Here is a 22,551-nt window from a genome sequence, read left to right as displayed (position 1 = left end):
ATTAAAGCTTAGTCACTTTAATTTCTTCTTCTGCTTGGGCGGGTGTAAAGGAAGAAGGTGCTTGGGTAATCGTGGGCTCATTTACTGTTTGGGGTGCGACAGGCTGTGGAGATGAGACTGAAGGCGCTTGAACCGCAGGAGCATCTACGGGTGCTGATGACGGTTGACTCAAGCTGCCTTGGTAAATGGGAGCGGGTTGATCTGTTTGACCAGTAATCACTTGCTTGGTTTCATGCAGTTTTTTATTCACATTTTGGGTGACTTGTTGTCCTGTTTCTTTAGCTTGTTCTGCGGTGTTGTTGGTGATGGTTTTTGCACTGTCCAAGGCTTGGTGTGCAGAAGGGCGAATTTTTTGGATGCCTTTTTCTGTTGCAGTACCGACTTTTTCCACCGTGTTAATCACACCTTCTTGAGTTTTATAAGCCCAGACATGCAAGATGTTGGGGTTTTTACCATAAGGCGTAATTGGCTTTTGCGCTTGCTGAGTGGTGGTTTCTGTTTGTGCCCATACACCTGCTGTTGTCATTAAAAGAGCGCAGAAGAGGGTTGTTTTCATCATATTCATAGAGCAGTGTACCTCTTGGGCTATCGTGCATAAATCAGCGTTTTAGCATAAAGCCTCTTTGTGTGAATTTCATGTGCTTGGTTGTAAACAAGCGTAGTGTGCAAACGTATATAGCTAAAAAAGAGCCCAGCATGTGGACTCTTTCAACTCTGGAGGAGTTTAACTTCTACTTCGCGCCAACGGCAGCATCCGCAGATGAACCGACTTTGGCTTTAGCAACAGGTGTATCTAATTCCACTTGAGCCTGCCCATTTACGTCAGCACGGTTAGGTTGACCACTGACAGCCTGCTTAGTTTCCTGCCATTTTTGTTTGGTCGCTTGTTGGCCTTGTTTCGCTTTATCCGCTATATAGTGACCACTTTTTTTGGTGTTATGCGCAACAGAGTCTTTAACGTCACCTGCCTTATCTTTTACCACAGCAGATTTTTCAGCTGAAAATTCTTTGGTGTCTTGCCATTTTTCTTTGCTGAATGCTTTGGTTTTGTCGATACCATGCTCAACCGTTTCACCTGTCGCATGCGCAGCATGTTTGACATCATGTTTTAAGTTTTGCAATACGCTTGGCTGCGAGGTTTGAACTTGAACATTGGCCGTGGTATTTGCAAATAGGGAAGTGGAGGCTAAAAGTGCAGTGGTTAAAGCCGAAGCGGTGAGTGTCTTTGTTAAAACTTTCATCTTTGATTTTCTACCTCTTATGACAGAACCCGATGAGGAGTTCAGAACAGCAGTCATCATAGACAGAAATGAGCTCAAAAATAGCGTTTGATATGAAAGTCGCACAATGCGTCAACAGCGCATGAACAATGGGCTGAAAATTGTGTCGTTCAGTTAATTCATTAAAATTATGTAAGTTTATGCGTGGTCGTTGTTTTAAATGTAAAGAATATGGAGACTGATATTGAGGTAAAGGACATGAAGCGAAAGGCATTTGAGAGGAAGTCATCACTGATGTTGTACCAGTGATGACGATTTGCTTAGTTACATTGCGCTAAGGCTTCTTTTGCAAAGTGATTACGTAGTGCAAGGAAGTTTTTCTGTACTTCTGCATCGTGTAATTCAAATTTGGTTGCTGTGCTTGTGCCATCGAGTGCAAAGGTTGCTGAGCCACCTGTGATGAGGGTGTAGTCACGGAACGCCCACTGTTCTACGACTTTGCCTGCTTTGAGGTTGCCGGTAAATTCGATGACGCATTTGTCTTCAAATTTGGTCAGTTTTGCTTTGTTGTTGGTTGTGTCCGGATAAACTTCAATGTTTTGGACTTCTTGTAATACACCCGCTGTCAACTGTGGAATCGTTGGTTGAGATGTACATGCTGTAATAGAAAGGGCAGCAAAAGTAGCGAAAAGTACAGTTTTTAATTTCATAAGGTTCGTTCTTGTTGCGAGTTGTTAGGTTGAGTATAGGGAATCAGTTGGAAAATGACTATAGCTCAGTGATTAACGATTCCAATCTTGTGTGCGAATACGGCCAGTTTGGTAATAAATTGAGACCAATTCGATAAAATTTTTAAAGTCTGAATTTTCATTTAAAATTCGGTTTATTGATTGCCAGTCCACTTCGGGTCTTCGGCGAGCAGGAAGTAAGATTTCACTTTCAGTGGGATTTTCTGGATTGAGTAAAATTACACCTATACCATGTAAAGCTGAAAGCATACGCAGTTCTTCTTCAACTTCATTGGTAGAAATTGAGGTCGCAACTAAATATCCTTCATTTGCCCAACTTGAATTACTAACAGCTTGGAAAAAACTACTTCTAATATTTGAGTTATTTAGTTCTTTTTTTACCTCGAATGACCAAAGCCGAACATTCTGACCTGAACCATGTTTAACGCAGGTCTTCACTAGTTCATGCCACTTTTTATCAATAGGCTGTATAGCAACAATATCAGGGTGTAACCATTGATTACCATTTTGTCCTCGATTATTTGAAGACTTTTTTTCATCAATTCTCAGGCTATAGAGGTTTAGCTCTTTAGACAAATATTCGATGAGAACAGGATATAAATCATGTTCTGAGAGTACTTTATACGTTGGAGTAGATACTACTTCTTGCTCATCATCGAGAGGAATATTTTCTGAATTATCTAAATCAGGTAAGGGGATATTATTTTGTTCAAACCAATACAAGCGCGGTCTAGGCTTGTCTTGCATTTGAATTTTTGGCTCGATTTTCAGGATTGCTTTTTTATGTGCACCTATTTCAGCAATAACTTGATTTAAAAAATCTTCTTCATCCGAAAATCGTGAGTTGTTTCTTTTTTCTAGGTAGTCATTTGGATATAGCTTTGTTATCCCTAGAGCAATTTCTCGAGCAGTGAATTTTTGAGTTGGATGTGCTTTTAAAAATTCCGCGACTTTTTGTGGTTGTGATAATTTCATTTCATCAATATGTAAAAAACCCCACTATCAAAATAGCGGGGTTTCTTTTAAATTACAAGCAATTAAGGCTTAGTGCTGCAACACTGAAATATCCGCAACACTGGTAAACAAGTCTCGTAACTGAGCCAGTAAACGTAAACGGTTTGCTTTCAAGTCGCTATCATCAGCCATGACCATGACGCCATCAAAGAAAGCATCAATTGGTGCGCGAAGGGCAGCTAACTTAGAAAGCGTAGTGGTGTAGTCTTTCGCAGCCAAAAGCGGTTGAACCACAGGCAGGATATTTTGAATCTCTGCATAAAGTGCTTTTTCAGCATCTTCAACCAATTTAGACTCAACAATCTCACCCGTAGGTGCAGCTTCTTTCGCTAAGATATTGGCAACACGTTTATTCGCAGCAGCCAAAGCAGCCGCTTCAGGCAGACTACGGAAATGATTCACCGCAGTCACACGCTTATCAAAATCAAGAGGTGATTTTGGAGAAAGTGCTTGAACCGCTTGAATCACATCAACAGCAACGCCTTGGTCTTCATATTTCGCACGGTAACGACCTTCAAGGAACGCAACCGCATCCGCCAAAGTCTTGTCGTGATCTTTCAATACATCGCCATAAGCAGCCAAAGCAAGCTTGATCAACTCTTCAATTGAAACATCAAGATTGTTTTCAGTCACTAAACGCAAAATACCAATCGCAGAACGACGTAAAGCAAACGGGTCTTTAGAACCTGTAGGCGCTTGACCAATACCGAAAATACCAGTCAACGTATCTAAACGATCAGCAAGGGCAATCGTAGTACCAGTTTTAGTTTGCGGTAAAACATCACCTGCAAATTTAGGTAAATATTGCTCACCTAAAGCTTCCGAAACTTCATCATTCTCGCCTTCAATACGTGCATAGTAAGTGCCCGCAATCCCTTGAAGTTCAGGGAATTCACCGACCAATTCAGAGGTTAAATCACACTTTGCAAGTAATGCAGCTTTTTCAGCATCCGCAGGATTTGCACCCGTGATTGCAGATAAAGCCACAGCCAATTTAGCAATACGTTCAGATTTATTCCAAAGCGTACCCAACTGTGCTTGGAAAACCATATTGGCTAATTTTTCTTTACGAGATGCAAGCGGTTGCTTTTGATCTTGTAAGAAGAAGAATTCTGCATCAGACAAGCGAGGGCGTACAACTTTCTCATTTCCTTCAATGATTTGAGTCGGATCTTTAGACTCAATATTTGAAACGGTGATGAAATAAGGCTGAAGCTTATTGTTAGCATTCACCAAACAGAAATACTTTTGGTTGTCTTGCATGGTGGTGATCAATGCTTCTTGAGGCACAGCAAGGAAGCGTTCTTCAAAGCTCGCACGAAGCGCAACAGGCCATTCAACCAATGCGGTTACTTCATCACGAAGGTCGCTTGGAACGATCGCAATCGCATTCACTTCATCAGCAAGTGCTTTGACTTGTTGATCAATGATCGCTTGGCGTTCTTCAAAATTTGCTACAACTTTTGCAGCACGAAGTGCATCTAAGTAAGCATCTGCATTGGCTAAAGTAATCGCTTCAGGTGCATGGAAACGATGACCATAAGTCACATTACCTGCTTTATGATCCTGAATGGTTGCATTAACCACATCATTGTCTTTTAACAATACAACCCATTTTACAGGACGAACGAATTCGGTACGGCTTGCCGCAGAACGCATACGTTTTGCAATTGGAAGGTTATCTAAAGCAGTTTGTAAAATTTGTGGTAGTAAAACGTCAAGACTTTGACCTTTCACATCTTTTAGGTAGCAAACTTTTTCAACTTTACCGGCTTGGAAAGTTGAAACTTGATCCGCAGTAATGCCTTGACCACGCATAAAGCCTTCAAGTGCTTTGGTTGGCTTACCTTCAGCATCATAAGCAGCTTGTACAGCAGGGCCGTCAAAACGTTTTTGAGTATCTGCTTGAGCACCATCTACATTGATAATTTTCAATGCCAAACGACGAGGCGCTGCATAGGCTTCGATAGAATCAAAAGCTAAACCTGCATCTTTTAAGCCTTTTTCTGTTTCAGCTTGCAATGCATCACGTAAAGTTTTTAAGCTTTTTGGTGGAAGTTCTTCACAGCCAAGTTCAAATAAAACTGTATGTTTAGACATTATTTGTTCTCCGCTGATTTTTCTGCTTGAGCCGCTTCTGCTTCAACCTGAGCTTTCAATTGAGCTAAAACTTCATCACGTAAATGTGGTTCTGCCATTGGGAAACCAAGCTTGGCACGAGCCGCCACATAGCTTTGTGCAATTGAACGTGCCAGAGTACGAACACGTAAAATATAGCGTTGACGCTCGGTTACAGAAATCGCACCACGTGCATCGAGTAAGTTAAAGCTGTGTGATGCTTTAATGACTTGTTCATAGGCAGGAAGTGGTAATTCTGCTTCAATTAAACGAGATGCTTCGGCTTCATAGAAGTCAAATAATTCAAACATTTTGTCGACTGGTGCGTATTCAAAGTTATAGGTTGATTGCTCAACTTCGTTTTGATGGAATACATCACCATAAGTCACTGTACCAAACTGACCTTTGGTCCAAACAAGATCGTAAACAGAATCGACACCTTGTAAGTACATTGCCAAACGTTCAAGACCGTAAGTGATTTCACCTGTTACTGGGTAACATTCAACACCACCGACTTGTTGGAAGTAAGTAAACTGAGTCACTTCCATACCGTTGAGCCAAACTTCCCAACCTAAGCCCCAAGCGCCGAGTGTTGGCGATTCCCAGTTGTCTTCTACGAAACGAATATCGTGAGTGAGGGTATCAATACCAATGGCTTTTAACGAGTCTAGGTAAAGCTGTTGGATATTATCTGGGTTTGGTTTTAGTACCACTTGGAATTGGTAATAGTGTTGCAAACGGTTTGGGTTTTCACCATAACGACCGTCTTTAGGACGACGTGAGGGTTGAACGTATGCTGCGTTCCAAGTTTCAGGCCCAAGTGCGCGTAAGAATGTTGCAGTGTGGAATGTCCCTGCACCCATTTCCATATCGTAAGGTTGTAAAATGACACAACCTTGTTCAGCCCAGTAGTTTTGTAAGGCAAGAATTAAGCCTTGGAATGTATCAATATGCGATATGGCGCGACTCATGCAGCATCCATTATAAATATAAGAAAAAATTGGTTCTAAGTATAAGGATTTTGCGAGTGAGTGGCAAAGGGTTCAGCAGGATTCATTCATTTAAAAATTTAACTGTGGTGGTTGCGTGAGAGAAGTCAGATAGCACGATTTTTGTATGTTGAAAAAGATTGAGCTGCGTGTATTACATAGACCGTCTTTTCTCTGGTTTGAGCCAAATTGCCCGAGTTTGCTATATTAAATTTCTGCACAATAAAACCAAGAGCACCCTCATGCCAAAATTTTATCATCAGATCCTTGTTCTGCTGGCTACGTTCAGTGGAGCGGTTCACGCACAGCAGCAAGAGGCCGAGCTGGATGTTTATAATCAATGTGTCGAGCAAACCATTCAAGAGCAGCAACTGGCAGGGATTAACAATAGCGTGGTACAAATTTGTGCGGATCAAGCCAAACAGGGCTACGAAAAGCAAATTGTGGCATTACTCGATCAAATACGGGTGCAAAGTGCCGAATGGCAGCAGCCTGAACGTTATCAAGCCATTTTGAAATCACAACGCTTGTGGAAAGCCTATGTTGAGCAAGAGTGTGATAATGCAGGCCAGTATGTTGGATCGCCTATGTATGCTTTTTGTCCTATGCAGCAGTGTGCTGAACGGGTTGTACAGTTACAGCAATACGTTCACTAAAGAATTCAGTAGAATTACTCATAAAAATAAGATGTAAAATAGATGCATCTTATTAGTGAGACCACGTATAATTTTGCACCGGTTAAGTGCGAAAAAGTAGAAGGGTGGCTGTGTTTCATATGCAACTTGAATGGTTAAATACCTTAAAACCGAATTTTAAAGTGTTACCGCTAAAGGAAAGAATGCTCTGTGGTTTAGGTGCATTGTTGGGATTAGCACTGTCTTCACTCATAAGTTGGTGGCTTTTGGGTGGGATCAATGCATGGTATATCGCCCCGATGGGTGCGTCCTCGGTGTTGCTTTTTGCCGTACCAGCCAGTCCTTTGGCTCAGCCATGGAATATTGTGATTGGGAATACGATTGCAGCAGTAATTGGGGTGACCTGCGCACTCTATATTTCCAACTTAACAGAAGCATTTAGTGTTGCTGTGGCTTTGTCGATTATTTTGATGATGACGACAGACTCTTTGCATCCACCGAGTGGTGCTGTGGCGATTACAGCGGTGTTGGGAGGCGAGACGGTACACGAGTTAGGTTATCAGTTTGTGTTTTATCCTGTTTTACTCAACTCGATCTTGCTTCTCGTGATTGCGATTGTGTTCAACCGTTTACTCGGGAAGCAATACCCAACCGTGGCGCAAGTCAATACGCGTAGCACCGATCCGACCCCAACCCAGAAGGTCACGATCCAACCTGAAGATATTCATCAAGTTTTAGCCCAAGAAACACAGTTGCTCGACATCAGTGAATATGATTTACAAAAACTGATTTTAAAAGCCCAAGCGCAGGCAGATACTCGCTTTCATATAGACCTACGTTGTCGGGACATTATGAGTAAAGATGTCCTGTGTTTATATGAAGATGAAGACATTCAAGTCGCTGTGGAAAAATTTAAACAGGTCAATCTAATGAGTTTACCTGTGTTAAATCGAGCTGAACAAGTATGCGGCACCTTGGCTTTATATGAAGTGGTGGAGTGGTTCCAAAAGGCGACGGATTTGCGTACCTCTTGGCAAGATCAAGTCAAGCACATTATGAAACGTCAGGTGGTCACGGTACAGCCTGATCAAGAACTACAAGATTTGATCCCGTACTTTGTTGAACGTTCTTTTAACTATATTCCTGTGGTTGAAAATAAGGCGTTGGTCGGCATCATTAGCCGTGCTGATATGATTGCAGCGTTGTATCGTCTGTTGCAACATCGCTAAGTCATGTGAGTGTCGTAGGCAAAAAAAAAGCTACGACACTTTGGGGGAAGTTGTCGTAGCATAAAAAGAAACTTTTTTGAGACGAAAGATGTGCGCCTATGGGTTGTGATGATCTGGATTAACGGTACGCATCGTATTGCTATAACCTGATCGGGCCTGTGGAGAATGCTCGATTTGGTCTTTTTGTTTCGGCATCACCAGCCAAAGAATCAGGTAAACCAAAATTCCGGGGAATGCTGCACTTAACAGTGAAATGGTGATGAAAACAATACGAAGTAAATTTGCGTTCCAACCAAAACGTTCAGCAATACCACCCATCACACCAGCAATCATGTTCGAGCGGTTTGAGCGATATAAACCAACATTGGCCATCTAGGTCTCCTTAAAAATTAAAATCTGAGTGGCTTTATGCACTCATAGTTTAAAAATGGAGATGGAATTAGGTTTTTAAAGGTGGCGGAGTCGATTAAAAAGTAAAGTTATGTAAAGAGATAAAAGCTATGGTTTTGATCGGGATTAAAATGTGCTCTCTTTGGTGTTGAGCTAGCTGCTTAAAGTCAGCAAGTCATTTGAATCCGAGAAAACACCAAGGGTCAGGATGGAAAAACTCGTGATGGTTATGGATATTAATCACGTGCAGGAAGTGAGTGTGGAATGAAGTTGAAACGAAAGCATCAGGGTTTGATTGGCGCATTACTGCAAGGAGCGGTGGCGCTAATCGGTGTATCGTTAGCTGGCTGTGATGGTGGGCTGTCGGAGGCATCACAACAACATGAAAATAGCACGGTAGGGGACGCTGCTGTTTCGCCTGAGTCAGGGAAGAAGCTGACTGAGGTGGCAGGACGGGCAACCATGCAAGATGATTCGGAGTATGCACCTCGTACGCTTGATATTAGTGAACAGCAGTTTATTGGGCGTTATCGCACACAAATTCAATGTGATGGTTATTTTTTCCCTTGTGAAACAGGGAAGGCTGATTTTATTCTCAATTTTTTACCTGATGGTACGGTGCATCGCAGCATTGTGCGTTTGGGTAAGGTCTTTTCAGAAAAACAACGCCCTGGCTTTTCAAACTTAAGTTATCGCCGTGATACATGGACCATGAATAAAGAGCGAACAGAGTTGATTGTGCATCGTAAAGAGGGGATTAATTTTTATTATCGCGTGGTGGATTCGCAAACGCTGCAAATGGATTTAGATAAAAGTAATAATCTAGATGCCACTAACCAAAAATTGTATGCACGAGGTTTTCCGAAATTAGAGCGTGCGTATACATTAAAGCGTGAGCCTAATTCATAGTTAAAATGGAATTGGGCAAAGCAACAGAATAAGACTGAAGAATAAAAATAGTGAAGAAATGAACAGCGTGCGAATTTTATGACTTAAATAGCATGTCGCTAAATAAACGTCATATCAATGCAATTAAAGAGGATTTAAATAAATGGTGGGTCGTCCGCGATTCGAACGCGGGACCAACGGATTAAAAGTCCGCTGCTCTACCAGCTGAGCTAACGACCCTGAGCAAGGTATGCGAAAGAGTATTCGCTGAAAGTTTAAAAAAGAAATTTTTAAAGCATTCGAACCTGAGCAGGTTTGTAAAATTAGATTTTACAAGAAAGATGGTGGGTCGTCCGCGATTCGAACGCGGGACCAACGGATTAAAAGTCCGCTGCTCTACCAGCTGAGCTAACGACCCATCAAGGGTATCAAAGGAATGGTGGGTCGTCCGCGATTCGAACGCGGGACCAACGGATTAAAAGTCCGCTGCTCTACCAGCTGAGCTAACGACCCATATCATTTGATGGAGCGTATTGTAGCAAGATATGCATCGAGCGCAAGTAAAAAATCGCAAACTTGTTGATGTTTGATTATAAATACAACAAATTTGCGATTAGGTAGCTAAAAAACAAGCAATTCGAGTTTAGAAGCGATATTGATAGGCTTGAATGTTATCAAAGACTTGTTGCGTTAAATCTGCATAGGTACTGCTGTTGGGTAACAGGACCAGCAAGCGTTCATCCGTTTTTTTCGGGTCAAAGGCTTGTTCTTTGAGCTTGTTCTTTTGGTATTTAAACGTTCCTGTAGTTTCAACTTGCTTTTGTACGCGTAAGAAAACGGGTACAGCATAGGCAGGCAGACATTTTTTAAAGCTCACGAGCATTTGGGATAAATCCTGCTCATTCAGTTCAGCGCCGTCTGCCAGTGTAATCGCAGCCATTCCCGCACGACCATTGGTGTTTGGAATTTCAACACCATATACTACAGCTTCGGTGATTTTGTCATATTCACTAACCATGTTTTCAACTTCAGTCGTGGACACATTTTCGCCTTTCCAGCGGAAGGTATCGCCTAAGCGGTCGACGAATTGGGCATGACGGAAACCAATGTCGCGGACTAAGTCCCCTGTGTTGAAATAAGCATCGCCAGACTTGAAGACATCTTTAAGAATCACTGATTTATTTTTTTCAGGGTCGGTATAGCCATCAAAAGGGGAGCGGCGAGTAATTTTACCGATCAATAAACCAACTTCGCCTTTTTTGACCTTGATACAGCCACCTTTGGCATCATAAACAGGCGCATTTTTTTCTTTATCAAACTGGATAATGGCATAAGGCGTGGGTGAAAAACCGACAGTGTTGTCAAAGTTAAATACATTGCTAAAGCCGACATTGCCTTCACTTGATGCATAAAGCTCTAAAATTTCTTCAATACCAAACCGCTGTTTGAATTTGTCCCAAATATTCGGACGCATGCCATTGCCGATCATTTTGGTGACACGGTGGCCTTTTTCTAACGCTGAAGGTGATGCATCCATGAGGTAGCGACATAACTCACCGACATAGCCAATGGCAGAGGCATCGAACTTTTGCACATCTTTCCAAAAAGCAGAAGTGGAGTACTTACGGCGTAAAGCCAAGGTGCCCGCACCCGCAATCACGCCACACCAACACACCACAATGCCCGTTGCATGGTACAGCGGCAAGGTGACATACATCACATCGTCTTTACCGAGGTTGAGTACGTGCCCGTAGGTTCCATAAGCCAACGTCCAGCGGCTATGTGTGAAAATAACGGCTTTAGGTAGACCGGTTGTACCTGAGGTGTAAATATAAAATAAGCCATCTTTACCCAACACACTGTGTGTGGTTGGGGTATTGAATTTGGCAAAGGCATCAATTTTTTCAGCAAGATTACTAAAACCTTGCGGTGCAAGGTCTGCATCTTTTTGGGTTTCTTGGTCAGCAAACCAATAGAAACGATCCGCAGAGAGATTTAAATCATGACGGATTTCATCAACTGCGGCACGGCATTCTTCACCCACGATGACTGCGATGGGCTTGACTAGATTAATACTATGCGCCAGCACTTTACCGACTTGAGAGGTGTTGACTAAAGCCGCAGTAACGCCAATTTTGGCAAGTGCAATCACGGTTGCAACCAATTCAGGACGGTTTTCAATCATCACTGTGATGACATCCCCCTTTTTTGCCCCGATGGATAAAAAATAATGCCCGATTTGGTTTGCCCATTCGTTGAGGGCTTGGTAACTAAATTTTTGATCTTCAAAAAGCAAGGCCATACCGTGAGGGTTGCGCTTCACTGCTTTTTCAAAAGCAATCCCGAGACCTGCTGGGGTGTTTGGGGTCCGTAAATATGCTTGTTTTAATCCACTGAGTAAGTTGGGAACTTTACTGATGAATTGAGGAAGTTTTGCTGCAACGTCGGTAATACCAATGAGGTCATGTGATGGGTGTTGGCTCATATGAATCCTAATTATTTTATGCAATCCAATGCGTTTGAATAGTGCTCAGTTTCTACACTTGTTCTTTTAATCGTTTCGGTCTAGTGCAATCAACCTAATCTGACGAAAATAACAAAAAAACCTAGCCACTGACATGACTAGGTTTTTTAAATTTACAACTCTAGGGCGAATTACGACTCAGTCGGGCTCGCTTTTTTCGGTGGACGACCACGTGGACGACGTGGGCGAACTGGCTTGTCCGAGTCTGATTTGTCTGACTCATCCGCAGCTGTTTCCGCTACAGTTTCAGTTACTTCTACTTTTTCAGCTTGCTTTGACGCTCTAGGCGCTTTGGCTTGAACTGGAGCAACAACAACTTCCACTTCTTCAACCGCAGCTACATCAGCTGAGCTTTTCACTTCGCTGCTTTCAACGGCAACAGGCGCTTCGCTTTCTGTTGCAAGAACAGGTTCGCTTTCCTGTGGAGTTACAACGGGTGCAGCTTCTTCAGCAAGCGTTTCTGCAACAACCGCTGTTTCAGGCGCTGACGATTCAGCAACAGGTGCTGTTTCGCGTGCTTGTTTGGCTTGTTCAGCAGCAAGTTTAGCTAAACGACGACGCTCACGCGGGTCATTTGCAACACGTTGTTCAGACACAGGTGCAGGCGGTGTCAGGTCCAATACTGGAACTGGCTCTGCTTCAGGCTGCGCTTTTGTGATTTCAACATCACGGGTGACCGGTTTTTTCTCTGCTTCAACAGCAGTCGTTGTCACAGTTTTGCTTAACGTTGCTGCATACTCTTCAGTAAATTTCTGAAGGGCACGGTTGAAGGTTGGAATTAAACCAAACTGCTCAATCAGCACTGAACAGTCTTCACCATAGACATGGCGAATCAAGCTGCTGATGGTGTACTGACCTAAAGTTGGCACCTGTGAAGGTGTGAGTTTAGGTGTTTCAGTTTGCTGTGTGTGTGCAGCGCGTTGCTGGCGACGGCGTTGGCGTGGGTCATTGCTGGCACGTTTTACGCTTTCACGTGGTTTTTGCTCTGCTTGTTGTTCAGCAGGTGCTACTACAACTTCAGTTGCTTTCTCCTGTACCACTTTCTCAGCTTTTACTTCAACTTCTGCTTTCGCAACAGCAGCTTGCTGAGGCTTGGTTTCGGTGTGTGCAGGCGGAGTTAATGCCACGATTTCACTTTGCGCTTGATCGACATTGACCACATGGGCTGTTGTGATCATTTCTTGACGCGGTGCTTCAATCAACTCAACTTTAACTTGAGGTTCTTGAACCACAGCTGGCGCTGCTTCAGTCGCTTGCTCATTTAATACACTTGGATCGCGGTGGCGATTTGGGCGCTCTGGACGAGGTTGGTTACGGCGGTCACGACGTGGCATTACATTTTGCTGTTCGTTTTGAACATCAGTGTTTTGCTGTTGTTCACCGTGTTGGCGACGTGATGAACGCTTGTTTTCACGCGGTTCCTGACGTTGCTGTTCACTGCGCTCTGAGCGGTCTTGACGTTGTTGTTCACTGCGCTCAGAGCGTTGTTCATGACGGTCTTGGCGTTGTGGTTCATTGCGTTCAGGGCGTTGTTCATAACGATCTTGGCGCTGTTGATCTTGACGAGAGACCTGCACAATTTCTTCATGAACTTGGTTGTCATGTTGCGCATTTTGCTCACGTGACTCTTTGTGCTTATTAGGGCGCTTTTTGTTGTGGCGTGTGCCGCGTTCTTCTTTTTCTACATGCTTATCTTCACGGTGTTCAGATTTTGCATGAACAGGTGCAGAGCTCATGTAGACATTGTTGCTTGGCGCGACAGGTGCCACAGCAGGCGTGCCAACTTGACCAAACTGACCACGGCTCACTGCACCACCATTCACCATTTGCTCAATGGCAGCAGCAGCATTATTTGCAGAACGTGATTGATCGACAGTCGCAGCTTGTTTTTGTACAAACAAGTTCTCTAGCCATGCACATGGGCTACTTGATGGTGCAGCTTGAACAGGGGCTTGTTGCGCAACTTGTTGTTGTGGCGCGTTGTTACGTGGTTTTTTGTTGCCTTTTTCTTGTTGTGCAGGTGCAGGTGCAGGAGCAGCATGTTGATGCACATGATCTGCACCATCTAAATGCCATTCTGATGACTCGTAACCCAACTCTTTTTCGCTTAAACGTGTTGCTTCTGTACGCTCATAGCTGGTTGGTGCAAAGCCTTCAGGGTTATACGAAATTTCGTAATGTGGGGTTTCTAAGTGTGGGTGCGGAAGCACTGTCACACGAACACCTGAGGTTTGTTCGAGGTAAACCAACGTGTGACGCTTTTCATTCAATAAGAATGCTGCAATTTCAACAGGAACCTGTACTTGAACTTCCCCATGACGTTCGCGCAGCGCAATTTCTTCAACTTTACGCATAATTGAAAGCGATAATGAACGCAAGTCACGCACCATACCTGTGCCATGACAGCGCGGGCAGACATAACCTGTTGCTTCTTCAAGCGAAGGGCGTAGACGTTGACGGCTCATTTCCATCAAGCCAAAACGAGACAATTGACCGAATTGGATACGGGCACGATCGCTTTGTGTTGCTTCGCGAAGTTTCGCTTCAACCATACGTTGGTTACGGTCTTTGGTCATGTCGATAAAGTCGATTACAACCAAACCACCAATGTCACGTAAACGCAGTTGACGTGCAATTTCTTCCGCTGCTTCAAGGTTGGTATTGAGCGCTGTATCTTCAACGTCACTACCACGGGTTGATTTTGCAGAGTTAATGTCAATTGACACTAATGCTTCGGTTTGGTCAATAACGATTGAACCGCCTGAAGGAAGTTTAACTTCACGTTCATAAGCTGTTTGAATTTGGCTTTCAATACCAAAATGCGCAAATAACGGCTCATTTAGCGTATAGGTTTTTAACTTGTCGATTTGACGAGGCATGACTGCTTTTACGAAGTTATAGGCTTCGTTATAGGCTTGCTCTGAATCAATTAAGATTTCAGCAACATCATCACGTAAATAATCACGAATCGCACGTGTCACCACGCCTGCTTCTTGGTGAACCAGCATTGGTGATGGACCAGAACTTGCTGTGTTTTGGATTTGCGCCCAAAGATCAAGTAAGTGCTGTAGGTCGAGTTGTAATTCTTCTTGAGAACGGCCAATACCCGCAGTACGTACAATTACGCTCATGCCACGAGGTACATTTAACGACGCCAACATTTCTTTCAATTCTTCACGTACTGAACCTGAAATTTGACGGCTAATACCACCACCTTTCGGGTTGTTTGGCATGAGTACCAAGTAGCGACCAGCTAAAGAAATGAAGGTAGAGAGTGCAGCACCTTTGTTGCCACGTTCTTCTTTCTCTACCTGTACTAAAAGCTCAGTGCCTTCAGTAATCAGTTCACGAATATTGGAAGTTTGGCGAGGGTCAGCTTTGTAATAAGAGTTTGCGATTTCACGCATAGACAAGAAGCCTTGACGTCCCGCACCATATTCAACAAAGACGGCTTCTAAAGAAGGCTCAACGCGAGTCACGTGACCTTTATAGATATTGGATTTTTTTTGTTCACGGGTACGATTTTCTAAGTCAAAATCGTAAAGACGCTGCCCAGTGACAAGTGCAACGCGAATCTCTTCTGCATGTGTTGCATTAATCAACATACGTTTCATGGGTGTAACACCTAATAGTGATACACAGCAAACTATCGCTAAACACGTAGCGAACATCAAACATCACGGACCAATTTTGCTCAGATCTCAAATAAACCGATTGTGGTCTGAGTTTTATTACCTGCCTTTTTGATCGGCTTCGGTTTTGATTCACATATTGATGATGGCAATACGGCTTCAATCTTTAAACGATTAAAGTCTCCTGCGCGTTTCACTGGCGGACAAGCGGTGCATTGGATGTAAGTAACTTTCACTGTCACATTTGCTCGAAGAGCAACCCTTCTTTTTGGATAGGGTGTCTTGATACGGAATTATCATCGTACCTTTACAACTGAACAGATCCATATGCATCAACGCTGTGGCCTGAATACGACATCAGGGAGCGACTAATCTGATGTATATCAGTTTACGTTTAAAAACCAACCTTCGTTGGTCACATATTTTTTTGGGGCAAACTGATTTATGTGCAGATGCACAATTAAACCTAACAGTTTGCTGTTTTGCCGATATAATAAGCCTTCGGCGTCGGCATAATTCTTTTGGGACCGTTCCAAGCTGAGTTGAGTTATTTTCTTAACTATTCAATTTAAAATTGAAATGATTAAGCTTTTGACTCACTTATGGTGGTATCCGTGCGCTGACTATATCAAACCTTGTACCATCTGCCTATGGGCTAAGCTAGTCTTTCTTGTGTAAAGCATAGCCTAAATGGTCATTTTTTATTCAAATTCCGTATTTTTTAGGTCGCAGTAACTGTATGAATTCTACCCAACAATGGCAAAACGTGACGTGGTTTGAAGTGGACGAGCATCAAGCAGGGCAACGGATTGATAACTTTTTATTTAGCCGTTTAAAAGGTGTGCCTAAAAGTCGTATTTATCGCCTGATTCGTGAAGGTCAGGTTCGCGTGAATAAAAAGCGTATAAAAGCAGAAACTAAGTTGTCTATTGGTGACCAGATTCGTGTGGCCCCGATTCGCTATGAACAAAAAGATGAAAATGCGGCGCCTGTTTCTGACAAAGTAGCACAGAGTTTACTGAGCCGTGTGGTGTATGAAGATGAAGGATTGATGGTTGTCAATAAACCATCTGGCATTGCCGTGCATGGCGGCAGTGGTGTTGCTTATGGTCTGATTGAAGGCTTACGTGCCGCGACAGGTAAAAAATATTTAGAACTGATTCATCGTATTGACCGTGATACCTCAGGTTTGGTGATGATTTCTAAAAAACGTAGTGTCTTAAAAAGTTTGCAAGACATGTTGCGTGAACACAAAATTAAGAAAACTTACGCTGCTGTAGTCAAAGGTGTGGTGAGTTTAGACAAGCAGTTAATTGATGCGCCTTTGCACCGTTATGAACTGGCCAATGGGGAACGTCGTGTGCGTGTGTCGAGTGAAGGTAAAGAGTCTAAAACGCAGTGGAATGTGGCTGAGCGTTTTATGCATGCAACCTTAGTCTATGCATCGCCGCTTTCAGGGCGTACCCATCAAATTCGTGTGCATGGTTTAAGCATTGGTCATCCATTGGTCGGTGATGATAAGTATGGTCATGAAACAGAATATAAAGGGCCGAAGCCACGTCGTTTATGTCTGCATGCAATGCGTTTAGACATCCCTGGTTATGCACCGATTGAAGCACCGTTACCTGAAGATATGCAGAGTATTGTGGCGCAATTAAGAGCGCAGAAGAAGGATTAAGTCTTTTCCCTTTCATTTTAGAAGAGGTGATAACGCCATGACTTTTGTTGGTTGTGATTAATTTAAAATGATGCTGTATTGGTCATCTTTAATTTTAAAGATGCAAAGTAACAAAAATCTTTTGTTGAGCTGATGGAACGTCTTGAACGCGCTTTAAGCACTGATTTAAAGTGAAATGCAAGTCAGCTCAACGGCGCATCCTTGTCGCCATTGTGTAGCAAATGCATCGTGTAAATTGTCTTTATAAAAGTAAATATTGGAACCCCAGCATGAATAAACCTGTAGAACTGATTATCTTTGATTGGGATGGGACATTATTTGATTCAGTGGGGCAGATTGTGGCGAGTTTACTGTTTGCCGCGCAGCAATTTGCACAACCTTTAGCTGCTGATGCAGCAAAAAGTATTATTGGTTTAGGTTTGCCAGAAGTCGCGCAGCGATTATTTCCTCAAGTGCCTGAGCTACATACTGAGATTTTGCAATGCTATGCCGAGCATTATGTGGCGAACTCGAAAGGTGATGTTTGGTTCGACGGCGTAGCCGATATGTTGAATGGCTTACGTGAAGCAGGTTTACAGTTGGCGGTTGCGACAGGTAAAAGCCGTAAAGGCTTAGATCGAGTATTGGCGCAAACGCAGAGCCAAGCATTATTTGTGGCAACGCGTGCAGCCAGTGAGACCAAATCTAAACCGGATCCTTTGATGTTGGAAGAGATTTTAGCTGAAACGGGCGTGTCTGCTGAACGCGCGATTATGGTCGGTGATACCAGTTATGATCTAGAGATGGCGCGTACTATTGCCATGCCGAGAATCGGGGTGAGTTATGGGGTGCATACACCTGAAACGCTCAGACAATATCAACCTTTAGCCATCGCGGATGATGTGCCGAGCTTGCAGCAGCATTTATTACAATATGTTGACCTTAAACAAGTGATTTAACTTGAGTAGTCCAAATATATAGCCTGTGGACGCTGGTCAGAGTGAGCCTGCCTGTTTTGGGGCGATCATCTTTAAAGTTTTTGTCTTTAGTATGTTTTAAGGCGAATGAACGTTTCATTTAACTTTTGGATTTGTAATTTGAAAAAGCTCTTTGATGGGGCTTTTTTTGTGATGTTGTCGCAGAAAGAACTTCAATCATCGCCTTTATATTCGATGGTTGTCATTTGTGAAGATGAGCAAGAAATGAAAAACAGGGTATTTATAGCGTGATAAAACCCGCCGCGACATTGATGCTAATGGCGAGAATAGAGGTATTAAAACCATAAGCTAAAATAATGTGCAGAATATTAAGAATACGCATCGAACGTGAGGTAATGGAAACATCCGCGGTTTGCGCAGAAGTGCCAATCACATAACTAAAATATAAAAAGTCGGGATAGGTTGGTTGAGCCGTTTTGGGAAAGTCTAAGCCAGCATCTTGTTGATCTGCGAGAGCCAGATAATAGTCATGTGCATAATGAATGGCAAATACGGTATGCATAAAGAACCATGCGCTAATAATGGTGAGTAAGGACAGCGCTAAGTGCCCATATTTGATGGTTGGGTCATTCGGAAGATGAGTCAATTCCAATACAATCGCAATTAAGCACATGAGCAAAGTCAGGATCACCAACAGTAGAATGATCCATTTACTGGCATCTTGCTGTTGTGCATGTTGCAGAATGTGCCGATGGTCAACAGACCACAGGGTGGTCATGGTTTTGACTAAATAACTTGAGACGGCAATATTCCAACTGATCAATAAATTGGTCGACCAAGACCAGTCGGTAAATATATTCAGCAGCGTATAAAAAACAGCAGTCAGCAAAAAACTAATGAAAAAGAAGGGGCGAAATTTCATTGCTGTTTTTAAACGCTGTAAAGTGGGTATCGGCATAATTTTCTCCTTCTTCGTTTTATTTTTTTCGTGCAGCTAAAGTCGCAAGATCTACTTCAGTACCAGTCTGTGTTCGGACTTCAGTTGTAGGGAACTTGACAAAAGCCTGTTTTTCTTAGCCTATCCTAGCTTAAAAAGAATACAAAATGAAAAAGCGCGATGTCATCGACATCGCTTAAAAACAAAAGGATGAAAATACGCTTTTCATGCAGAGGATTGGTCTATGAGAAAGGCGCGTAACTATTTATTTTATTCAGAAAATAGTGGCGCGCCGAATGAGATGAGTAATTAGAACTCACTGCGGATTTATTCGCGGTTAATATCCAAATAAAATACCCGAGTCAGTAATTCTATAAATTTAGTCACTGCCAGTGAGCTGTTATTTTTACGATAGTTCACATACAGATCCAAATACGGCAGCTCAACCTCAAGTGGACGAATTACCGTGTTGTTCATGCTAAGTGGCGCAACATAACCAGGTAAAATTGTACAGCCGAGCCCCAAGCCAATCGCATTGATATTGAACAGAATATTGTCCGCTTTTTGCACAATGTTGAATTCGACATTATGAGCTTTGGCAAAGTCTAAAATCGTCTGGTGTAAAGTCTGTGACTGCTCGGCTGCGGGAATAATAAAATCAATGCCATTTAATGCTTTAACCGGAATTCGCTCATATTTGGCCAAAGGATGGTCTTTCGGCAACAGGAAAATGAGTGGTTCACGCAGTACAAACTGGCTTTCGATTTCATCACTATGGACATTATTTCGTGTAAAGCTAATGTCCAACTCCCCTTTTTTCAGCAAACGTAGTTGCTCAGTATTGTTCATACTGAATAACTCAATTTTTAACTCTGGGTTTTGTACTCGTAAATTGGGTAGTACATAAGGAAAGATTTTCATTTCCGCCACAGGGACAAAACCAATGCGCAGCATCTGCTGTTTGGCTTGCGACACTTGGCGTGCCATAGCGACCGCTTTGTCTGCCTGAGCTAGGGTGAGACGTGCTTGTTCAAGGAAAACAGCGCCTTCTTCCGTGAGTTCAACTTTTCGCTTGGTTCGATACAGTAACTGTACGCCGACATCTTCTTCAAGGTCTTTGATTTGCTGACTTAATGAAGGTTGAGCGGTATAAAGTTTCAGTGCTGCTTTACTAAAGTTCAGTTCTTCAGCAACAGTAATGAAATAGCGAAGGTGTCTAAGTTCCATATAAATAACCCACTGACTAATCCAAAAAATGTCTTACCATGACTGCGGTAAAGTATAATCGATAAACAATGATGCCGTGAAGATGATTCAATTATTTAGAAAATAAATGATCTTGGATTGAGTCTTAAGACTTTTCTATATGAAATCACTTTTTTAATAATTGCTAAAAGGTATTAATTAAATATTGAAAATAGTTCATTCCAATTACCTGAAAATCGGGTGAGGTGAACTACATAAAAATACAATTGCGTTTTGCTGAAATTGGATATGATAAAAACATAAATATAATTTAATTGAACATATGAGCTAAAAATCGATATGGCAGATTCAAATAAACTGGTGGTCTATGCCGCGCTGTTGGGGAATTTAGCCATTGCGCTGGTAAAATTTATTGCGGCTTATTTGACCAACAGCTCTGCCATGTTGAGTGAAGCCATTCACTCTGTTGTGGATACCTTAAACGAAATTTTACTGTTATATGGACTGAAGAAGTCGAATAAACCTGCCAACTTTAACCATCCTTTTGGCTACGGGCGAGAGCTATATTTTTGGGCCTTCATTGTATCTCTTATGGTCTTTGCCTTAGGGGCATTGGTGTCTATGTACAATGGGATCATGCACATTTTGCACCCTGAACCCATTTTAAACCCGACCATCAATTATGTTGTACTTGGCTTTGCATTTGTAAGTGAAGGTATTTCATGGTGTGTTGCTCTGAAAGTGTTTCGTAAGGCGAAAGGTCAGCAAGGTTATTTTGAGGCCTTTCGTCGCAGTAAAGACCCCACCACGTTTACAGTTCTGTTTGAAGACTCTGCTGCATTAATTGGTCTGTTGATTGCCTTTCTGGGTATTTATTTGGCACATCGTTTAAATATGCCTGCACTGGATGGGGTGGCGTCCATTCTGATTGGGCTGGTTCTGGCGGTGTCTGCTTTTCTTTTGGCACGGGAAACCAAAGGTTTGCTGCTTGGGGAAACCGCAGACCTGCATGTACGGCAAAATATCTTAAAAATTGCCCAAGATGATGAAGACGTATTGTCGGCCAACGGCTTACTGACCGAACAAATGGGTGCCAAACAGGTTTTGGCCTCATTGAGCGTGGAGTTTGAAGATCACCTGACTACCGATGAGATAGAAGCGTGTGTCAATCGCATTGAAGCAAAAATTAAACAAAATCATCCTGAGATTGTGGCACTCTTTGTGAAGCCGCAATCAAAAAAAGTGTGGTTAGAGCGAATGCAAGGACGCTTGGAATAGGTTAAGGTAGAGGTCAGTTTTCAAAACTGGTCCTGTTACTGGTGTATTGCAATAAAGATAACGACGTTAAATGAAGCCAAAATCAACTGAACTCCATTATCAAATTCCGACTGAAAATACCATGTCCCATACATGGCGGCAGCCCGAATTTCAGTTCCTACACTCCGACCATTATAACGGGACTCGCTTTGTCAATTCGGTTCGTCGACCTGAGGGCCGTAGTCGAGGCGACTTGCTGAAATGGTTGATTAAGCGTAAATCTTCGACATGGAATGTGGACTTGGCGCAAGAGTATGCGCACTTTCATGCCGATAAAAAGAGCCTACCGCAAGATCGCCCCCATGCCGATTTAAAGGATTGGCAGGTGTGGTTTGTGGGGCATGCCACGGTATTACTTCAAATTGGGCCCTATAACTTATTGACCGATCCTGTTTGGGCGGAACATGTCAGTCCGAAGCAAGGGCGAGGTCCACGCCGTGTTATGCCTGCTGGCATTGCCTTGGAAGATTTACCGACCATCCATGCAGTGCTTTTGAGCCATAACCACTATGACCATATGGATATTGCCAGTCTGAACTGGTTGTATGAGCGTTTCGCCATGCCCATTTACACAGGGCTAGGCAATGCATGGTATTTGCCCAAGCACTTACAAGTGTTGGAAATGGACTGGTGGCAGTCGGCACGTCTGCATGATTTAAAACTGGTCTATACCCCAGCACAGCATGGTTCTGGCCGTGGGCTGCGTGATCAAAACCGTGCGTTATGGGGTGGGTTTAATATTCACTGTGGCGCTGACTATGCTTATTTTGCGGGCGATACGGGTTATTCACCGCACTTTAAAGAGCTGCATCAGCGTTTTGGCGCACCGCGAATTGCATTACTGCCCATCGGGGCGTATGAACCGCGTGAGCTGATGCGCTATATGCATATGAATCCGCAAGATGCCTTTCAAGCGCATAAAGACCTGCATGCCAAATGCTCGATGGCCATTCACTATCGCACTTTTCAGCTGACCGATGAAAGCCGAGAACAGCCTGAGATTGATTTGAAAGTGGCGATGAAAAATAGCTCGAAGCTGATGAATCCATTTGTCTGCTTAAGAGAAGGTCGACGTTTAAGCGTGTAATGAACGCTTTAAGTATAAGAT

18 protein-coding genes and 3 tRNA genes are annotated in these 22,551 nt (G+C 43.0%); 7 read left to right on the top strand and 14 right to left on the bottom strand.

Annotation, left to right across the window (positions count from 1 at the left end; genetic code table 11):
* Position 1: 1 nt before the first annotated feature.
* The 6 genes from ACY3FQ_RS14210 to glyQ all read right to left on the bottom strand — a co-directional run bounded on the left by ACY3FQ_RS14210 (position 2) and on the right by glyQ (position 6,072).
* Positions 2 to 565 carry a hypothetical protein gene (locus ACY3FQ_RS14210; protein ID WP_078388571.1) on the bottom strand — a complete coding sequence of 188 codons (564 nt, stop codon included), beginning with the start codon at positions 563 to 565 and terminating at the stop codon, positions 2 to 4.
* Between the two features lie 166 nt (positions 566 to 731).
* On the bottom strand, positions 732 to 1,241 hold the full coding sequence (locus tag ACY3FQ_RS14205) for a hypothetical protein (RefSeq protein ID WP_489774222.1): 510 nt from the start codon (positions 1,239 to 1,241) through the stop codon (positions 732 to 734).
* 299 nt (positions 1,242 to 1,540) lie between these two features.
* Entirely contained in the window at positions 1,541 to 1,930 is a 390-nt protein-coding gene (locus ACY3FQ_RS14200) for a hypothetical protein (RefSeq protein ID WP_062035090.1), read from the bottom strand.
* A 72-nt stretch (positions 1,931 to 2,002) separates the two neighbouring features.
* On the bottom strand, positions 2,003 to 2,944 hold the full coding sequence (locus ACY3FQ_RS14195) for a COG2958 family protein (protein ID WP_489774221.1): 942 nt from the start codon (positions 2,942 to 2,944) through the stop codon (positions 2,003 to 2,005).
* 69 nt (positions 2,945 to 3,013) lie between these two features.
* Positions 3,014 to 5,083: a glycine--tRNA ligase subunit beta gene (glyS, locus tag ACY3FQ_RS14190; protein WP_489774219.1), complete on the bottom strand. Its 2,070-nt coding sequence runs from the start codon at positions 5,081 to 5,083 to the stop codon at positions 3,014 to 3,016.
* Positions 5,083 to 6,072 (bottom strand): glycine--tRNA ligase subunit alpha, encoded by a 990-nt coding sequence (gene glyQ / locus ACY3FQ_RS14185; RefSeq protein WP_010325817.1) that lies wholly within the window; start codon positions 6,070 to 6,072, stop codon positions 5,083 to 5,085. Before glyQ ends, glyS begins: the two co-directional genes overlap by 1 nt.
* Before the next feature lie 260 nt (positions 6,073 to 6,332).
* On the opposite strand from glyQ, the gene ACY3FQ_RS14180 reads away from it, so the two are divergent.
* Both ACY3FQ_RS14180 and ACY3FQ_RS14175 read left to right on the top strand, forming a co-directional pair.
* Complete coding sequence (locus tag ACY3FQ_RS14180) at positions 6,333 to 6,746, top strand: lysozyme inhibitor LprI family protein (protein WP_010325818.1); 414 nt, start codon at positions 6,333 to 6,335, stop codon at positions 6,744 to 6,746.
* Between the two features lie 110 nt (positions 6,747 to 6,856).
* Positions 6,857 to 7,954, top strand: a complete 1,098-nt coding sequence (locus ACY3FQ_RS14175) for an HPP family protein (protein ID WP_010325819.1) — start codon at positions 6,857 to 6,859, stop codon at positions 7,952 to 7,954.
* Positions 7,955 to 8,050: 96 nt separating this feature from the next.
* Here ACY3FQ_RS14175 and ACY3FQ_RS14170 read toward each other — a convergent pair whose 3' ends face one another.
* The gene (locus ACY3FQ_RS14170) at positions 8,051 to 8,326 is read right to left on the bottom strand and encodes a PspC domain-containing protein (protein ID WP_005400889.1); all 276 of its coding nucleotides are present in this window, start codon (positions 8,324 to 8,326) and stop codon (positions 8,051 to 8,053) included.
* 282 nt (positions 8,327 to 8,608) lie between these two features.
* On the opposite strand from ACY3FQ_RS14170, the gene ACY3FQ_RS14165 reads away from it, so the two are divergent.
* Positions 8,609 to 9,253, top strand: coding sequence for a hypothetical protein (locus ACY3FQ_RS14165; RefSeq protein WP_010325820.1), 645 nt, complete (start codon positions 8,609 to 8,611; stop codon positions 9,251 to 9,253).
* A 143-nt stretch (positions 9,254 to 9,396) separates the two neighbouring features.
* Here the strand turns inward: ACY3FQ_RS14165 and ACY3FQ_RS14160 are convergent.
* The 5 genes from ACY3FQ_RS14160 to ACY3FQ_RS14140 form a co-directional block, all read right to left on the bottom strand.
* A tRNA-Lys gene (locus ACY3FQ_RS14160) sits at positions 9,397 to 9,472 on the bottom strand.
* 102 nt (positions 9,473 to 9,574) lie between these two features.
* Positions 9,575 to 9,650 (bottom strand) — tRNA-Lys (locus ACY3FQ_RS14155).
* 19 nt (positions 9,651 to 9,669) lie between these two features.
* Positions 9,670 to 9,745, bottom strand: a tRNA-Lys gene (locus ACY3FQ_RS14150).
* A 130-nt stretch (positions 9,746 to 9,875) separates the two neighbouring features.
* On the bottom strand, positions 9,876 to 11,717 hold the full coding sequence (locus ACY3FQ_RS14145) for a long-chain-acyl-CoA synthetase (RefSeq protein WP_010325821.1): 1,842 nt from the start codon (positions 11,715 to 11,717) through the stop codon (positions 9,876 to 9,878).
* A 170-nt stretch (positions 11,718 to 11,887) separates the two neighbouring features.
* On the bottom strand, positions 11,888 to 15,370 hold the full coding sequence (locus ACY3FQ_RS14140) for an Rne/Rng family ribonuclease (protein ID WP_010325822.1): 3,483 nt from the start codon (positions 15,368 to 15,370) through the stop codon (positions 11,888 to 11,890).
* 757 nt (positions 15,371 to 16,127) lie between these two features.
* Here ACY3FQ_RS14140 and ACY3FQ_RS14135 point away from each other — a divergent pair.
* Both ACY3FQ_RS14135 and ACY3FQ_RS14130 read left to right on the top strand, forming a co-directional pair.
* Positions 16,128 to 17,066 carry an RluA family pseudouridine synthase gene (locus ACY3FQ_RS14135; RefSeq protein WP_004692575.1) on the top strand — a complete coding sequence of 313 codons (939 nt, stop codon included), beginning with the start codon at positions 16,128 to 16,130 and terminating at the stop codon, positions 17,064 to 17,066.
* A gap of 269 nt (positions 17,067 to 17,335) precedes the next feature.
* On the top strand, positions 17,336 to 18,004 hold the full coding sequence (locus ACY3FQ_RS14130) for an HAD-IA family hydrolase (RefSeq protein ID WP_010325823.1): 669 nt from the start codon (positions 17,336 to 17,338) through the stop codon (positions 18,002 to 18,004).
* Positions 18,005 to 18,263: 259 nt separating this feature from the next.
* Here the strand turns inward: ACY3FQ_RS14130 and ACY3FQ_RS14125 are convergent, their stop codons facing one another.
* Both ACY3FQ_RS14125 and hcaR read right to left on the bottom strand, forming a co-directional pair.
* Positions 18,264 to 18,941, bottom strand: a complete 678-nt coding sequence (locus ACY3FQ_RS14125; RefSeq protein ID WP_010325824.1) for a DUF1345 domain-containing protein — start codon at positions 18,939 to 18,941, stop codon at positions 18,264 to 18,266.
* A 306-nt stretch (positions 18,942 to 19,247) separates the two neighbouring features.
* Positions 19,248 to 20,147 carry a DNA-binding transcriptional regulator HcaR gene (hcaR, locus tag ACY3FQ_RS14120; protein ID WP_010325825.1) on the bottom strand — a complete coding sequence of 300 codons (900 nt, stop codon included), beginning with the start codon at positions 20,145 to 20,147 and terminating at the stop codon, positions 19,248 to 19,250.
* A 318-nt stretch (positions 20,148 to 20,465) separates the two neighbouring features.
* On the opposite strand from hcaR, the gene ACY3FQ_RS14115 reads away from it, so the two are divergent.
* Together ACY3FQ_RS14115 and ACY3FQ_RS14110 are read left to right on the top strand one after the other, a co-directional pair.
* Positions 20,466 to 21,404 carry a cation diffusion facilitator family transporter gene (locus ACY3FQ_RS14115; protein ID WP_010325826.1) on the top strand — a complete coding sequence of 313 codons (939 nt, stop codon included), beginning with the start codon at positions 20,466 to 20,468 and terminating at the stop codon, positions 21,402 to 21,404.
* Positions 21,405 to 21,474: 70 nt separating this feature from the next.
* Positions 21,475 to 22,530, top strand: a complete 1,056-nt coding sequence (locus ACY3FQ_RS14110) for an MBL fold metallo-hydrolase (RefSeq protein ID WP_010325827.1) — start codon at positions 21,475 to 21,477, stop codon at positions 22,528 to 22,530.
* Positions 22,531 to 22,551 lie beyond the last annotated feature (21 nt).

The organism is Acinetobacter sp. AB03, from assembly GCF_058107045.1.
The sequence above is the reverse complement of the archived record's forward strand: the minus strand, read 5'-3'. Positions and strand labels throughout refer to the sequence as shown.

Coding starts and splice junctions, on each gene's coding strand:
- ACY3FQ_RS14210 (WP_078388571.1), bottom strand. CDS start 565: ATGAATATGATGAAAACAACCCTCTTCTGCGCTCTTTTAATGACAACA.
- ACY3FQ_RS14205 (WP_489774222.1), bottom strand. CDS start 1,241: ATGAAAGTTTTAACAAAGACACTCACCGCTTCGGCTTTAACCACTGCA.
- ACY3FQ_RS14200 (WP_062035090.1), bottom strand. CDS start 1,930: ATGAAATTAAAAACTGTACTTTTCGCTACTTTTGCTGCCCTTTCTATT.
- ACY3FQ_RS14195 (WP_489774221.1), bottom strand. CDS start 2,944: ATGAAATTATCACAACCACAAAAAGTCGCGGAATTTTTAAAAGCACAT.
- glyS (WP_489774219.1), bottom strand. CDS start 5,083: ATGTCTAAACATACAGTTTTATTTGAACTTGGCTGTGAAGAACTTCCA.
- glyQ (WP_010325817.1), bottom strand. CDS start 6,072: ATGAGTCGCGCCATATCGCATATTGATACATTCCAAGGCTTAATTCTT.
- ACY3FQ_RS14180 (WP_010325818.1), top strand. CDS start 6,333: ATGCCAAAATTTTATCATCAGATCCTTGTTCTGCTGGCTACGTTCAGT.
- ACY3FQ_RS14170 (WP_005400889.1), bottom strand. CDS start 8,326: ATGGCCAATGTTGGTTTATATCGCTCAAACCGCTCGAACATGATTGCT.
- ACY3FQ_RS14165 (WP_010325820.1), top strand. CDS start 8,609: ATGAAGTTGAAACGAAAGCATCAGGGTTTGATTGGCGCATTACTGCAA.
- ACY3FQ_RS14145 (WP_010325821.1), bottom strand. CDS start 11,717: ATGAGCCAACACCCATCACATGACCTCATTGGTATTACCGACGTTGCA.
- ACY3FQ_RS14140 (WP_010325822.1), bottom strand. CDS start 15,370: ATGAAACGTATGTTGATTAATGCAACACATGCAGAAGAGATTCGCGTT.
- ACY3FQ_RS14135 (WP_004692575.1), top strand. CDS start 16,128: ATGAATTCTACCCAACAATGGCAAAACGTGACGTGGTTTGAAGTGGAC.
- ACY3FQ_RS14130 (WP_010325823.1), top strand. CDS start 17,336: ATGAATAAACCTGTAGAACTGATTATCTTTGATTGGGATGGGACATTA.
- ACY3FQ_RS14125 (WP_010325824.1), bottom strand. CDS start 18,941: ATGCCGATACCCACTTTACAGCGTTTAAAAACAGCAATGAAATTTCGC.
- hcaR (WP_010325825.1), bottom strand. CDS start 20,147: ATGGAACTTAGACACCTTCGCTATTTCATTACTGTTGCTGAAGAACTG.
- ACY3FQ_RS14115 (WP_010325826.1), top strand. CDS start 20,466: ATGGCAGATTCAAATAAACTGGTGGTCTATGCCGCGCTGTTGGGGAAT.
- ACY3FQ_RS14110 (WP_010325827.1), top strand. CDS start 21,475: ATGAAGCCAAAATCAACTGAACTCCATTATCAAATTCCGACTGAAAAT.